Below are 14,234 nucleotides of genomic sequence, written 5' to 3'. Positions count from 1 at the left end.
GGCCATGGCTGACCACGACGCAACTGAAGACTTCGGCCCATTACTCGGCGAGCTTGACATTCATTTGCTCGCCGAAGGCCGCCATGAGTATCTGGCTGATTGCCTGGGGGCTCATCCTTGCACGGTGAAAGGGGTGGCGGGCACCAGATTCGCGGTCTGGGCGCCCAACGCACAGAGTGTCTCTGTGGTGGCCGACTTCAATGCGTGGGATGGGCGGATGCATCGGATGCGTCTTCGGCCGGAGTGCGGGGTGTGGGAAACCTTCGTACCTGGCGTGGACGACGGCGCCTGCTATAAGTTCGAATTGGTCGGGCGGGACGGCAGCTTGTTGCCGCATAAGGCGGACCCCGTCGCGCGTCGGACCGAGCTGCCGCCTGCAACCGGGTCAATTGTTACCTCGGTGCGCGACTTCCAATGGACCGACGAGGATTGGCTGGCGCAACGTGCTGGACATCAAGGCCCCACGGCACCCATCTCTATCTATGAAGTGCACATGGGCTCGTGGCAGCGGAACGAAAGGGGGGCCGCGACCTGGCGCCAATGCGGGCCACGGCTTATAGAACATGCATGCAGGCTGGGCTTTACCCACATTGAGCTGCTGCCGATCATGGAGCACCCCTTCGGCGGTTCGTGGGGCTATCAGCCTCTGGGGCTGTTCGCGCCTACTGCGCGCTGGGGCGAACCTGCGGACTTTGCCTGGTTCGTCAACGCCTGCCACGAGGCAGGTTTGGGCGTAATTCTTGACTGGGTGCCTGCCCACTTTCCGTCCGATCCGCACGGCTTGGGCTTGTTTGATGGCACCGCCTTGTACGAGCACGCCGATCCGCGCCAGGGGCTGCACCCAGATTGGGACACCTTGATCTACAACTTCGGTCGAACCGAGGTTCGCAATTTCCTTGTCGCCAGCGCTTTGGAGTGGCTGCGGCGCTATCACGTCGATGGCTTGAGAGTGGACGCCGTGGCTTCGATGTTGTATTTGGATTACAGCCGTGAGCCCGGTGAATGGATGCCGAACCGCCACGGCGGGCGCGAGAATCTGGAGGCAGTCAGTTTCCTGAGTGAGCTGAATGACACCGTCAGGCGTCTTTGCCCGGGCATCATTATGGTGGCCGAGGAATCCACGGCCTGGCCCGGGGTCACTGCCTCTACCGACAAAGGTGGCTTGGGCTTCGACTACAAATGGAATATGGGTTGGATGCACGATAGCTTGCGCTACATGAGCCGCGAGCCCGTGCATCGCACGTATCACCACGATGACATGACGTTCGGCACGGTGTATGCGTGGACAGAGCGCTTCGTGCTGCCGCTTTCCCATGACGAAGTGGTTCATGGCAAGGGCTCGCTCCTGGGCAAGATGCCCGGCGACCGATGGCAGAGTTTTGCCAACCTGCGCGCGTATTACGCATTCATGTGGGCCAGCCCGGGACGCAAGCTTGTGTTCATGGGCGCGGAACTCGCTCAGCAACGAGAGTGGAATCACGACGACTTTTTGCAATGGGAAGCATTGGCTGATCCGGCGCATGCCGGTGTCCAGCATTTACTGCGCGATCTCAACATCTTGTATAGGCAGTATCCAGCCCTGCATGCCGCCGATGACGATCCCCTGGGTTTTGCCTGGTTGATAGGCGATGATCGGAACAACAGTGTGTTTGCATTCGAACGGCGTAATGGCGAGCAGGTGGTACTTGTCGTGTGCAACATGACGCCCGTGCCCCGGTGGAACTATCACGTTGGCGCGTCAGTGCCGGGCCGTTGGCGAGAACTGTTGAACACCGATGCGGCGGTGTACGGGGGGGCAAACGTGGGAAATGACGGCCAAGTTCAGACGCGGGCCGAGCCGGCTCACGGGCGCGCGCAGTGTCTGTCCCTGACGCTACCGCCGCTTGGGGCCGTGTTTTTTGTACCGGAGGGTTAACGCCATGAGCGATTTACGTGTCGATGCGCTGCTTCCGGGGCTACCCTATCCGATGGGGGCGACAAGCGACGGCCTGGGTGTTAATTTCGCCGTTTTTTCGGCCAACGCGACCAGGATTGATCTTTGCCTGTTCGACGAGCGCGGACGCAAGGAGCTCAAGCGCTTGCCCTTGCCCGAGTGCACGGATGAAGTCTGGCACGGTTATCTACCCGACGTTCAGCCCGGCCTCGTCTATGGCTATCGAGCACACGGGCCTTACGAGCCCGCGCGCGGGCACCGGTTCAATCCGCAGAAACTCTTGCTTGATCCTTATGCCAAGCAACTGATTGGAGGCTTGCGCTGGTCGGACGCGCTGTTCGGCTACCGTGTCCGGCATCCTCGCCTGGATCTCAGCCAGGACAGGCGGGATAGCGCGGCCTGGGTGCCTAAAGCCGTAGTATCCGACGAAGGCTTCAATTGGGGAGGCGACGAGCCGCCTGCCGTGCCATGGGAAGACACATTCATATACGAAGCCCATGTCAAGGGCCTTTCCATCCTACGCGATGACGTGCGTGTCGATTGGCGGGGCACTTTCGAGGCGCTGGCCCATCCTGCTTTTATTGAGCATCTGCTGAAGCTGGGCGTAACCGCACTGGAACTGTTGCCAGTTCACGCTGCTCTGGACGACCATTTTCTGGTCGAGCGCGGCCTGAGCAACTATTGGGGCTACAACACCTTGGCCTATTTCGCTCCAGAGCCGCGCTATTTGGCGTCGAAAAGCTCAAATGGGCTGCGCATGGCCATACGACGGCTTCATTCGGCCGGCATCGAGGTCATACTGGATGTTGTCTACAACCACACTGCAGAGGGCAACGAGCTTGGGCCGACCCTGTCATGGCGTGGCCTGGACAACGCCAGCTACTACCGCCTGATTCCGGGCGAAGAACGTTACTACATCAACGATACCGGCTGCGGTAATACGGTCAACCTTTCGCATCCACGAGTGCTGCAAATGGTGATGGACTCTTTGCGGCATTGGGCGCAGAGCTACAGGGTGGATGGCTTCCGCTTCGACCTGGGCGTGACGCTTGGCCGAGAAGGTACCGGGTTCGATCCGGGTTCCGGCTTCTTTGACGCCATACTTCAGGATCCTCTGCTATCTCGTCTAAAGCTGATCTCCGAGCCGTGGGACACCGGCCCGGACGGGTATCAACTGGGCAACCACCCCCCAGGGTTTGTGGAATGGAACGATCGATATCGCGACACATTGAGGCGGTTCTGGCGCGGTGACGCCGAACAGCGAGGCGAACTGGCCGCCGCCCTTGGCGGCACGCCCGCATTGTTTGATTACCGGCACCGGCGGCCCTGGGCGTCGATCAATTTCATAGCGGCACATGATGGCTTCACAGCAGCTGATGTCGTCAGCTATAGCGAAAAACACAACGAGGCCAACGGTGACGACAACGGCGACGGGCACGGTGAGAATTACAGTTTCAACTGGGGTGTCGAGGGGCCTTCCGACGATGCCTCAGTGTCCAAGGTACGAAACAAGGTGCTCAAGTCGATGCTGGCCGGCGTGCTGGTCTCCGATGGTACGCCCATGTTGCTTGCCGGAGATGAATTCGGCAACAGCCAGCAAGGCAACAACAATACCTACTGCCAGGACAACGAAGTCGCCTGGCTGGATTGGTCTCAGGCGGCTGGCAAACCGGGACGGGACTTGATTGCCTGGGTGAAGCGTGCCAGAGCCTTGCGGCGCGCGCACCCATCCTTGCGCCGCAGCCGTTTCGGCGATGATGGCGTGGAGCTCGCACCGGGTATCAAGCGCGCCGCTTGGTACGACATGGATGGGTGCGAAATGAGCGAAGAGGCTTGGGCCTTCGCCGAGGGGAGGGTGCTGGGTTTCCAGCGTGCCGATATGCGCGACGGAGACGTCGACGTGACGCTGTTATTGCTCAATGGCAGTGCGGATGACATAGCCTTCGTGTTGCCCGCCTTGCCGTGCAGGTGGTATCGGCGCCTGGATAGCGCAACTGAAATTGACAGCGAGGGCGAAGTGCGTGCCGCCCAGATCGAGGTTGGTGCACACAGCCTGGTCTTGCTTGCCAATAACGAAGGCGGCCGGCCATGACCGCCGCTAGCCTTTCAGACATCGAAGGCAGCGCCTCTTCGAAGCTATACGGCTTCGGCGCTGTTCCGCTGGCCGACGATGCGACGCGCTTTCGCTTGTGGGCGCCCAGTGCCGACAAAGTGATGCTGGCGCTTGACGGCCAGGCGCTCGCTGCCATGGCTCGGCTTGCGGACGGCTTTCATGAACTGACACTTCATGCGCCGGCAGGCACCCGTTATCGTTTCGGCATGCCCGCGGATGTCTGGGCGCCCGATCCCGCTTCGCGCCTGCAGGATGGCGATGTGCACGATTCCAGTATTGTTTGTGATGTCGACCGCTATTCATGGCAGTTTCCGGAATGGATCGGCAGGCCATGGACTGACACCGTTTTGTACGAAATACATTGCGGCCTGGCCGGTGGCTTCGTCGGCGTCCGGCAACGTCTGCCCGAGCTGGCGCGTTTGGGGATTACTGCGGTGGAACTGATGCCCATAGCTGATTTCCCAGGTCCTCGGAACTGGGGCTACGACGGTGTATTGCCCTATGCCCCAGATCGCGCTTACGGCTCGCCCGATGAGCTGCGTGCATTGATTGATGCGGCCCACGGCCTGGGGATGATGGTTTTCCTCGATGTTGTGTACAACCATTTCGGGCCCGACGGCAATTACTTGCCCAGTTACGCGCCGGAGTTCTTCCGGTCTGACCTGGATACGCCCTGGGGGCCGGCAATCGACTTCCGCCGCCGGCCAGTGAGGCGCTTCTTTGCGGAAAACGCCTTGTATTGGCTGCGCGAGTATCGCTTCGATGGATTGCGCCTGGACGCCGTGCACGCCATAAGCGATCAGACCTGGCTGCCGGAGATGGCGGCTTTTGTGCGCCGCGCGGTAGATTCGCGCCGGCACGTACATCTTGTGCTCGAGAATGATGACAATGCCGCCGGCTTGCTGAAACAAGGCTTCAATGCGCAATGGAACGATGACGCTCATCATGTCGTGCATCATCTTCTGACTGGAGAGTCGTCCGGCTATTACGCATCGTATGCGCGAAACCCCGAAAACATGCTTGCTCGCGCTCTGGCAGAGGGCTTCGTCTTTCAGGGACAAACCGATCCGGCCCGGAAAGACCGACGCCGCGGCGAACCGAGTGCCGACCTTTCGCCCGACCGCTTTGTTTTCTTCTTGCAAAATCACGACCAGGTCGGAAACCGCGCCCTGGGCGAGCGCCTGGCCGACCTGGCAGTGTCCCTCGAGTCTTTACGAGCGGCTGTCGCGCTTCAATTGCTGACACCACATATTCCCTTGTTGTTTATGGGCGAAGAGCAGGGCGCCAGAACCCCCTTTCTGTATTTCACCAGCCATGACAACCCCGAATTAGCGCGGGCGGTGCGTGACGGACGGCGTAAAGAGTTCGCAGGTTTTCCCGCCTTTGCCGACGAGCAGGTGCGCAGCGCCATACCCGATCCAAACGAGCCGGATACCTGGCAGCGCTCTCGATTGCCGCAGCATGATGACCCGACTGCAGAGCAGTGGCGACAGTGGTACGAGCGGCTGCTCGCCTTGCGCGGCGACTACATCGTTCCTCGCTTGCCTGGAGCGCGCAGCCTGGGCGCCGAGGTTTTGGGGCCGCGTGCGGTACATGCCTCGTGGGAAATGGGCGATGGTGCACGGCTGACAATTTTCTGCAATCTCGGTTCGGAGCCTTGCGCATGTCCGGCTCTTTCCGAAGTGCGGAAGGAGTCGGTGTTTTTCCTTGGGCCGTGCAACGATGACGATGGGATTGAGGCCGCAGACTGGCAGAGGGGCGTGCCCGGTAATTGCGTGGTTGCCGCAATGGAACCGGCTGGGGAGTCAAACCATGCCTGACGCGAAAACAACGCCGTTGCATCAGCTTGCCGACGCCGTGGGCCTGGCTGCAAGCTGGCAGGATGTGCATGGCCGAATGCAAACTGTGTCGGACGAATCGCTTGAAGCTCTGCTTGATGCGATGGGTCTGGAATGTGGCAATGGAGCGAGGATTGAGTGCGGCATAAGGCGCTTGCGCGAAGAGGCGGCCCGGCTTGAAGGGCGAATGATTGTGGTTGAGGCGGGCAAACCTGTTGTTTTCGACCACCACGGACCCTCGCGTTACCGTTTGGAATACGAGTCCGGAGTAGGGGGGCGTGAAGGCGAATTGCAAGCCATGGGTGATTCAAGCGCGCAGATCGCGCCTGTGGATATTCCGGGTTATCACGCCCTGCAGCTGGGAAAAAGCAGGCTGATTTTAGCCGTGACGCCGCGCCGATGCATTGGCCCGCCAAACGACGCTGCGTGGGGGGTGGCGGCTCAGGTGTACAGCTTGCGTCACCCGGCCGAAGCGTCTACTGACACGGTCATGCAGGCGGCGCTAGCTGCGGGCGACTATGGTGCTTTGGCTCGGCTCGCTTTCCAGGCCGGCCGGCGCGGTGCGGCCGCCTTGGCTATTAGTCCCGTCCACGCCTTATTCAGCGCCGACCCCATGCGCTACAGCCCTTACGCGCCATCGAGCCGGCTGTTCCTTAATGTCGCTTATCTGGATGTGCTGACACTGGGCGAGGATGCCTTGCGCGCCGCGCTAGCATCCCTGCCGGATGCCATGCGCGATTGGGCGTCAGGCCTTGCGCACATGGCGGCTGTGGATGAAAGCCTGATCGACTGGCCGACAGTGCAGGCTGCTCGCCTGGCAATTGCCAGGGCGCTTTTCGTGCATTTCGAGGCGCATGGCCCGGACGACGCAAAGCAATCCTTTGAAGCTTTCCGCCGCGCGGGCGGCGAGGCGCTGCAAAGCCATTGCCTTTACGAAACCTTGCACGGGCATTACGCCAAGACACTGGGGCCGGAACACGGCTGGCAAGATTGGCCGGCTCCCATGCAGGAGCCCAATGCCGCAGCGGCGCAGGCCTTTGCCCGTCAGTCAGCGCCCGAACTACGCTTTCATGCCTTCATGCAATGGCTGGCCGACGAGGGCATGCGCAAAGCTCAAAAGGCGGCGCTCGAGGGTGGCATGTCGATGGGGTTAATTACCGATCTGGCCATAGGCGCCGATGTGCGGGGCAGCCAGGCCTGGGGCGCTGCGCAGGATATTTTGCAAGGCGCGACCGTGGGGGCCGCCCCTGACCTCTATCACGACAGCGGCCAGGATTGGGGCTTGACCGCGTTTTCTCCCCGCGCATTGCGCGAACAAGGTTTTCAGCCCTTTCTTTCCATTTTGCGCCACGCTTTGTCCCATGCCGGCGGTGTGCGCATCGACCATGTGCTGGGCCTGGCGCGGATGTGGTTGGTGCCGCAAGGCGCATCCGCAGCCCAGGGCGCCTTCCTGCATTACCCGCTGCAAGACATGTTGGGCTTGCTGGCTTTGGAATCGCACCGCCACAAAGCCATCGTGGTCGGAGAGAACCTGGGTACGGTTCCGGAAGGGTTCAACGATCTATTGAGCGCAAAGGGCGTGTTGGGCACAAGCGTGTTGTGGTTCGAACGTGAAGAGCAGCCCCCACAGCGTTTCATACCTGCGGCAGATTGGCCGGATGATGCAATGGCCACCACGACCACCCACGATTTGCCTACTGTTACCGGTTGGTGGCGTGGCACAGATATTGACTGGCGGCATCGCTTGGGCCGGCTCGGAGCCGATGAGCTGGAAGCGGCCAGATCCGAGCGTGAACACGATAAGCATCTATTGACTCAGGCCTTACATCTGCAAGCTTACGCAAATGATGACGCACCGCTGCCCGAGGTGTTGGAATGGGTGGCGGCGAGCCCGGCGCCCTTGTGCATTTTTCCTCTTGAAGACATGTTGGGCTTGGCGGAGCAGCCCAATATGCCGGGCTCACGCCCTGTAGGAGAACACCCGAACTGGTTGCGCCGCTTGCCGCTGGACGTCGACAAGCTGTTCGACAGCGCTTCAGTCACGCTGCAAGCGGTCCAGCGCGGAAGGAAGACGCCATGAGGGTTCCTCGCGCAACGGTGCGTCTGCAAATGCATCCTGGATTTACGCTGGATGATGCGCGCGCACGCATCCCCTACTACGCCACTTTGGGCATCAGCCATTTCTATCTTTCCCCCATCAGTTGCGCCGTGCCAGGCTCCCAGCATGGCTACGACGTTGTCGATCCGTCGCGCGTCAGCCCGGATCTAGGCGGTGAGCCGGCGCTTCGAAGACTCGCTCGTGCGCTGCAAGACCGCGACATGGGAATCTTGCTGGACATCGTGCCCAACCACATGGCCACCCATCCGGGCAATGAATGGTGGTGGGATGTCTTGGCCCATGGCATGCATAGCCGTTATGCGGCCTGGTTCGACATAAATTGGCATCCCGCGGATAAGAGTCTGCACGGCAAAATACTGGCGCCATTCCTGGCGGACAATTATGCTGACAGCCTGGCGCGGGGTGACTTGCGCTTGAACTACGACGGCAAGACGGACCGCTATCTGATCATGGCCGGCGCCGCAGCTTACCCTGTGGCGCCAGGGTCGCTTGCAGGCGATGATCGGAACCCTGTCGACGTGCTGGCGGAATATGATCCGGCCTTCCAGGCTGGGCAACGGCGCATGCATGAACTGCTTGAGCGACAGCACTATCGTCTATGCAGCTGGCGGTGTGCGGCAAAGAACATCAACTGGAGGCGTTTTTTTGAGATCACCGGACTGATCGGCGTAAGGGTCGAAGAACCCGAGGTATTCGATGCCGTGCACGAGCTGCCTCTGAGGCTATATGAAGAGGGCTTGCTGGATGGGCTGCGAATCGATCACGTTGACGGCCTGGCGCGGCCTCTGACGTATTGCGAGCGGCTGCGGGCGGCCATGCTTGAAAGAAGGCCGCAGGCCGCGACGCCTTGGGTGGTTGTCGAAAAGATACTTGCCCATGCAGAACCTCTGGATCATCGTTTCCAGATCAGCGGCACTACGGGCTACGACTTCATGGATCAAGTTGCTGCTGTATTGCACGATGAAAAGGGCTGCGTGCAGTTGGTCGAGCTTTGGCGCCAGAACACGAAGAACCCCGACACCGCCGCCCGTTTTGTGCTGCAAGCAAGGCTCCTGATGCTGCGTCGCCATTTCGTTGCCGAACGCACGGCTTTGACCCGCTGCATGCATGAACTGATCCGCGGGGAAACTGGTTCTGATGCATGGTCGATGGAGGCTCTTGATCGCGTTCTCGAGGCATTTCTGGCCGGTTTTCCCGTTTACCGCAGCTACATCGAAGGCGGAGAAGCCTCCGCTGGCGACATGGCCGTCATCGAAACCGCCGCTTCGGAAGCGCGCACGAGGCTGGATAGTAGTGAGCAGCGCCTATTGAAGGTGATGGTCGATCGGCTGACCGCTGTTAAACAGCGTGACCCGGATATCCTTTCCGCTGCAGAGGACCCCGTCCGCATCAAGGTCATACGGCGTTTCGAGCAATTGACACCGCCTTTGGCGGCCAAGTCTCTGGAAGACACGGTTTTTTACCGCTACGGGCCGCTTTTGTCTCGTAACGAGGTGGGTTCCGACCCTTCATTTTTGACACTGAAAGTCGAGGAGTTCCACTCAAACAACACGCATCGCATTAAACGGCACCCGGCTTCGCTGCTGGCGACCGCCAGCCACGATCACAAGCGTGGTGAAGACATGCGCGCCAGGCTGGCTGTTTTGAGCGAACGTGTGGATGCCTGGCGGCAAGCCTGTTCCGAATGGGAAACCTGGCAACGAACCGAGTGCGGCCGGCCTATGCCGCAGGCCGAAATCTACATGTTGTGGCAGACTCTTGTCGGTGCCTGGCCGTTAGACTTGGACATCCGCAATGCTGCTGCAGTGGCAGGTTTTGGGAAGCGTATCGCGCAATGGCAACTGAAGGCCCTGCGCGAGGCAAAGAGCAGTTCAAGCTGGCTCGAACCCAATCTGGAGCATGAGCGGGACAGCGCCACGTATCTCTACAAGTTGCTCGGCTGGCCTACGGAGGCGGCCAGGCGGTTGGCTGAAGCTGCGGACGCCGTCGCCGAGCGGGATGCTGTCGGCGAACATGTCCCTCAGTCGGGCTTGCTGAAATCGTTTCACGAGTTCGTACAAAGCATTGCGCCCGCCGGCGCCGTCAACGGTTTTGCTCAGCTCGTGCTGCGATTGACTGCGCCGGGGGTGCCGGACCTGTATCAGGGAACGGAATGGTGGGATTTCAGTCTGGTTGACCCGGACAACCGTCGCCCCGTCGACTATACGGCGCGTCAGAGAGCGCTTGAATCGATCGGCCCCGAGAAAAACTTGGCTTCCTTATTGCCTCATTGGCGCGACGGCCGGATCAAACAGGCAATGTTGTGCCGTCTGCTCGAACTGAAGGCGGCATTGCCGGATGTCTTCAATGGCGGCGCGTACGACCCCCTGGAAGTTGCAGGGGTTCGTCGCGACCGGCTCATGGCTTTCGCGCGCCGGCACAATGGCCGGCAAGTGATTGTGGTGGCGCCCCGCTTGTGTGCGGACGCCGTGTCGCGGGCGGCGGACGCTCGTCCCGTTATCGATATGACTTGTTGGAAAGACACCGGTATCATGGTAGCTGCCCATCGTGGCGGAGGCTTCAAGGATGTTTTCTCGGGCCGGTTTTTTCACCCTTCTGACGGCGCTGCGCTAAAAGCCGAGCATCTGTTTGCCGATCTGCCGTGTGCCGTCCTGACGGCGGCCTGAGTACGTTACAACCACCAAGAATGATAGGATACGTTTCATGGCTCAATTTTTCGTGGTCCATCCGCAAAACCCCCAATCACGTCTACTGAAACAGGCCGGCCAGTTGCTGGCCGACGGCGGCTTGGTGGCCGTTCCCACCGATTCCAGCTACGCGGTGGTAGCCCGTCTCGATGACAAAAGCGCCGCCGACGCCCTGCGCCGCCTGCGCGGGCTGGACGAACGCCATCACCTTACGCTCTTGTGCCGCGATCTGGCCGAAATAGGGCATTTCGCGCGCGTCGACAACAGGCAATACCGCTTTCTCAAGCTGGCCACGCCCGGGCCCTGGACATTCATCCTTGAAGCCACGCGTGAAGTTCCCCGGCGAGTTTCCCACCCATCGCGCAAGACCATAGGCATTCGCGTTCCCGACCATAAAGTTACGCTCGATCTGCTTGAGGCCGCCGCCTCACCCCTGATCTCCACTACGCTTATCCCCGAGGCGGAAGAAGACCCGCTCAACGACGCTCAACAGATTTTCGACCGCTACAGCAATGAGTTGGCTGCAGTCATAGATGGCGGCGCCTGCCCCCTGACACCCACCACCGTGATCGACCTTAGCGGAAACGACCCTGTGGTCGTGCGTCGCGGCGGCGGGAATCCAGCAGACTTGGGGCTCGACTGACGAACTTTCCTTCAGCCGTACAATCCAATAGTTACTTCATCTCATTTCTTCGCCGGCCATCCGGCTGGGCGCACTTTTTCCCTCATATGGATTCACTGATTCAAACCATCGCGGTCTACGCGCTGCCCGTGCTGTTCGGCATCACCCTGCACGAGGCGGCCCATGGTTATGTCGCCCGCATGTTCGGCGACCCCACGGCGTATGAAGCGGGGCGCATCAGCCTGAATCCCATCAGGCACGTCGACCCTATCGGCACCATTGCCGTCCCATTGTTCTTGTTGTTCAGTACCAAGCTGATGGGCGGGGCGGGTCTGCTGTTTGGCTGGGCCAAGCCTGTGCCCGTCGACTGGGGACGGCTGCGCAATCCCAAGCGCGACATGCTGTGGGTCGCCTTGGCCGGGCCGGCGTCCAATCTCGTCATGGCCGTGCTGTGGGCGATCTCCTTACGCTTGCTTATCGGTAATGGCGCATCGCCTAACGACTTCTGGGTGCTGATGGCATTTGCCGGTATTCAGATCAATCTGATATTGATGGCCCTGAATCTGTTTCCTCTGCCTCCCCTGGACGGCGGGCGTATCGTCTTTAGCCTGCTGCCATCGCATCTGGCCTGGAAGTACGCGAAACTTGAGCCTTACGGACTCGTCATTCTTATAGTTTTGATGCTGACCGGCGTGCTCTGGATGCTTCTAAGGCCCTTGCTGGCGTTCGGACAGACCATCGTCACCTGGTTCTTGTAAAAAACCTGTCAGGGGGGCAAAATGCCGGGGCGGTTTATCCGGTAAACTTGCACGTTATAGTTTATTAAGGCAGTTCGCGCCCACGGGTCTTCCCGGAGCTTTCTCATCATGGCCAGCACAGACAACGCTACACCCACGTTTCAGGGCAGTTTGGTCGCCCTCATCACTCCCATGCACCCAGACGGCAGTCTGGATTTTGCCGCTTATCGAAAGCTGATCGATTGGCATGTGAAAGAGGGCACGGACGGATTTGTGGTGGTCGGGACTACCGGCGAGTCGCCCACGGTCAGCATGGAAGAGCACGCCGAACTTATTCGCGTTGCTGTCGAACACTTGGCGGGTCGGGCGCCTGTCATCGCCGGCATCGGCGGCAACTCCACCGACGAGGCGATCGAGCTTTCGCAATACGCCAAGAATGTGGGGGCGCAAGCCGGGCTGTCGGTTGTGCCGTACTACAACAAGCCTACCCAAGAGGGCCTGTATCAGCATTTCAAGACTTCCGCCGAGGCGGTCGACCTGCCGGTTGTCCTATACAACGTGCCGGGGCGAACCGTTGCCAATCTGGCCAACGAAACCATACTGCGTCTGGCCCAGGTGCCCGGCATCATCGGCCTTAAAGACGCTACCGGCGATATCGGGCGTTTGGGCAACCTGATGTATCACAAGCCCGAGTCGTTTCAGGTTTTCAGTGGTGATGACCCCACCGCCGCCGCCCTCATCCTGCTGGGCGGGCGTGGCAATATTTCAGTCACGGCCAACGTGGCGCCGAGGCTGATGCACGAGTTGTGTGCGGCTGCCCTGTCTGGAGATGTCCGGCGCGTGCGCGAGCTTAATGGTCGCCTGTCCGAACTGAACAAAATGCTATTTGTAGAATCCAACCCGATTCCCGTCAAGTGGGCAGTTGCCGAAATGGGGCTGTCCGCGCTGGGCTATCGCTTACCTTTAACCCCCCTGGACGAGCGTTATCATGAACTGGTGCGCAGCTCGTTGAAAAACGTGGGCTTAATCTAAAATGTCAATTATGCATAGAAATAAACGCTATGCCGCCTTGGTCGCCGGCCTGGGGCTGGTCGTGCTGTCGGGTTGCTCAACCTGGAATCAGCTTACAGGGAAAGAAGAGTCGGTCGATTACCGCAGTACTGCGCCCAGCGCCGGAAACCCGCTAAGTATTCCACCCGATCTTACCCAAGCCGGAAGCAACGCTCATTATCGGGCGCCCGAAGGCACCACCACCTTCAGCCAGTACGCGCAAAACGTCGAGCAACAGCAAGCCGCCGGCGCCTCAAGCAATGTCCTGCCGACAAGCGATCAGGTTCGCGTCGTGCGAGATGGCAATCTGCGCTGGCTTGTCGTCGACCAAGCCGCCGAAGACGTCTACCCGAAGGTTCTTGATTTCTGGGGTGAGCAGGGCTTCACTATTTATTCCCAAAACCCCCGCGCGGGTTTAATCGAAACCGATTGGGCCGAGAATCGCGCCAAGGTTCCCGAAGGCTGGATCAAAAGCGCTCTGGGCAGCATTCTTGATTCGGTCTTCGACAGCGGCGAACGCGAACGCTTCCGCTCGCGGCTCGAGCGTGTCAACGGCCGAACCGAAATCTATATCAGCCACGACCAGATGGTCGAGACTCCTACCGCCGACAATACCGGGTTCAGGTGGATCGAAGGCAAGGAAGACCCCGGCCTGAACGCGGCCATGCTGGCGCGGCTCATGGTGTTCCTGGGTACTGATATTGAGCGCGCACAGGCGATGGTCACACAGGCCGAAGCCGACCCCAATCGCGTTCAGGTTCAGCGTCCCGCCGAAGACCAGGCGTCGCTGCTTCTTAACGAGCCGTTCGACCGTGCATGGCGCCGCGTCGGCGTAGCCATCGATAGCGCGGGCTTTTCGGTTGATGACCGTGATCGCTCCGCCGGTGATTATTTCGTTCGCTACCTTGATACCGACACCGGACGCAAGATCGAACAGCCCAACTTCTTCGGGCGCCTGTTTGGCAGCAAAGGCACGGCCGAAGCTCAAGTCTATCGAATTCACGTGGCCGACCAGGGCGGCAGTTCGGTGGTCAGCGTGCTTGATCAAGCCGGGCAGGTTGATCAGTCGGATACCGCCAAGCGCATCGTCAACGTGCTGGCCAGCAATATGTAGATTGCGCTCCGGCACGGCAAA

General features: G+C 60.1%; 9 protein-coding genes. All 9 read left to right on the top strand.

Annotation, left to right across the window (positions count from 1 at the left end; translation table 11 throughout):
* Positions 1-4 precede the first annotated feature (4 nt).
* The 9 genes from glgB (at position 5) to bamC (ending at position 14,213) form a co-directional block, all read left to right on the top strand.
* On the top strand, positions 5-1,915 hold the full coding sequence (gene glgB, locus ACIY1O_RS03340) for a 1,4-alpha-glucan branching protein GlgB (RefSeq protein WP_397473661.1): 1,911 nt from the start codon (positions 5-7) through the stop codon (positions 1,913-1,915).
* Positions 1,916-1,919: 4 nt separating this feature from the next.
* The gene (glgX, locus tag ACIY1O_RS03335; protein ID WP_397473660.1) at positions 1,920-4,025 is read left to right on the top strand and encodes a glycogen debranching protein GlgX; all 2,106 of its coding nucleotides are present in this window, start codon (positions 1,920-1,922) and stop codon (positions 4,023-4,025) included.
* Positions 4,022-5,866 (top strand): malto-oligosyltrehalose trehalohydrolase, encoded by a 1,845-nt coding sequence (gene treZ, locus ACIY1O_RS03330; protein WP_397473659.1) that lies wholly within the window; start codon positions 4,022-4,024, stop codon positions 5,864-5,866. Before glgX ends, treZ begins: the two co-directional genes overlap by 4 nt.
* On the top strand, positions 5,859-7,964 hold the full coding sequence (gene malQ / locus ACIY1O_RS03325) for a 4-alpha-glucanotransferase (RefSeq protein ID WP_397473658.1): 2,106 nt from the start codon (positions 5,859-5,861) through the stop codon (positions 7,962-7,964). The genes treZ and malQ overlap by 8 nt, the downstream gene beginning before the upstream one ends.
* The gene (gene treY / locus ACIY1O_RS03320) at positions 7,961-10,669 is read left to right on the top strand and encodes a malto-oligosyltrehalose synthase (protein ID WP_397473657.1); all 2,709 of its coding nucleotides are present in this window, start codon (positions 7,961-7,963) and stop codon (positions 10,667-10,669) included. The genes malQ and treY overlap by 4 nt, the downstream gene beginning before the upstream one ends.
* Before the next feature lie 37 nt (positions 10,670-10,706).
* Positions 10,707-11,333: an L-threonylcarbamoyladenylate synthase gene (locus ACIY1O_RS03315; RefSeq protein WP_397473656.1), complete on the top strand. Its 627-nt coding sequence runs from the start codon at positions 10,707-10,709 to the stop codon at positions 11,331-11,333.
* A gap of 86 nt (positions 11,334-11,419) precedes the next feature.
* Positions 11,420-12,070, top strand: a complete 651-nt coding sequence (locus ACIY1O_RS03310) for a site-2 protease family protein (RefSeq protein ID WP_397473655.1) — start codon at positions 11,420-11,422, stop codon at positions 12,068-12,070.
* 108 nt (positions 12,071-12,178) lie between these two features.
* Positions 12,179-13,081, top strand: a complete 903-nt coding sequence (gene dapA / locus ACIY1O_RS03305; RefSeq protein WP_397473654.1) for a 4-hydroxy-tetrahydrodipicolinate synthase — start codon at positions 12,179-12,181, stop codon at positions 13,079-13,081.
* A gap of 10 nt (positions 13,082-13,091) precedes the next feature.
* A complete protein-coding gene (gene bamC, locus ACIY1O_RS03300; protein ID WP_397473653.1) occupies positions 13,092-14,213 on the top strand; it encodes an NlpB/DapX family lipoprotein in 1,122 nt (373 codons plus the stop codon).
* Positions 14,214-14,234: the final 21 nt, after the last annotated feature.

This window comes from Pusillimonas sp. (genome assembly GCF_044464525.1).
Lineage (GTDB): Bacteria > Pseudomonadota > Gammaproteobacteria > Burkholderiales > Burkholderiaceae_B > Pusillimonas.
The sequence above is the reverse complement of the archived record's forward strand: the minus strand, read 5'-3'. Positions and strand labels throughout refer to the sequence as shown.

Excerpts from the sequence above, each read along its gene's own strand:
- bamC (WP_397473653.1), top strand. The coding sequence starts at position 13,092 with ATGCATAGAAATAAACGCTATGCCGCCTTGGTCGCCGGCCTGGGGCTG.
- treY (WP_397473657.1), top strand. The coding sequence starts at position 7,961 with ATGAGGGTTCCTCGCGCAACGGTGCGTCTGCAAATGCATCCTGGATTT.
- dapA (WP_397473654.1), top strand. The coding sequence starts at position 12,179 with ATGGCCAGCACAGACAACGCTACACCCACGTTTCAGGGCAGTTTGGTC.
- glgX (WP_397473660.1), top strand. The coding sequence starts at position 1,920 with ATGAGCGATTTACGTGTCGATGCGCTGCTTCCGGGGCTACCCTATCCG.
- treZ (WP_397473659.1), top strand. The coding sequence starts at position 4,022 with ATGACCGCCGCTAGCCTTTCAGACATCGAAGGCAGCGCCTCTTCGAAG.
- glgB (WP_397473661.1), top strand. The coding sequence starts at position 5 with ATGGCTGACCACGACGCAACTGAAGACTTCGGCCCATTACTCGGCGAG.
- ACIY1O_RS03315 (WP_397473656.1), top strand. The coding sequence starts at position 10,707 with ATGGCTCAATTTTTCGTGGTCCATCCGCAAAACCCCCAATCACGTCTA.
- malQ (WP_397473658.1), top strand. The coding sequence starts at position 5,859 with ATGCCTGACGCGAAAACAACGCCGTTGCATCAGCTTGCCGACGCCGTG.
- ACIY1O_RS03310 (WP_397473655.1), top strand. The coding sequence starts at position 11,420 with ATGGATTCACTGATTCAAACCATCGCGGTCTACGCGCTGCCCGTGCTG.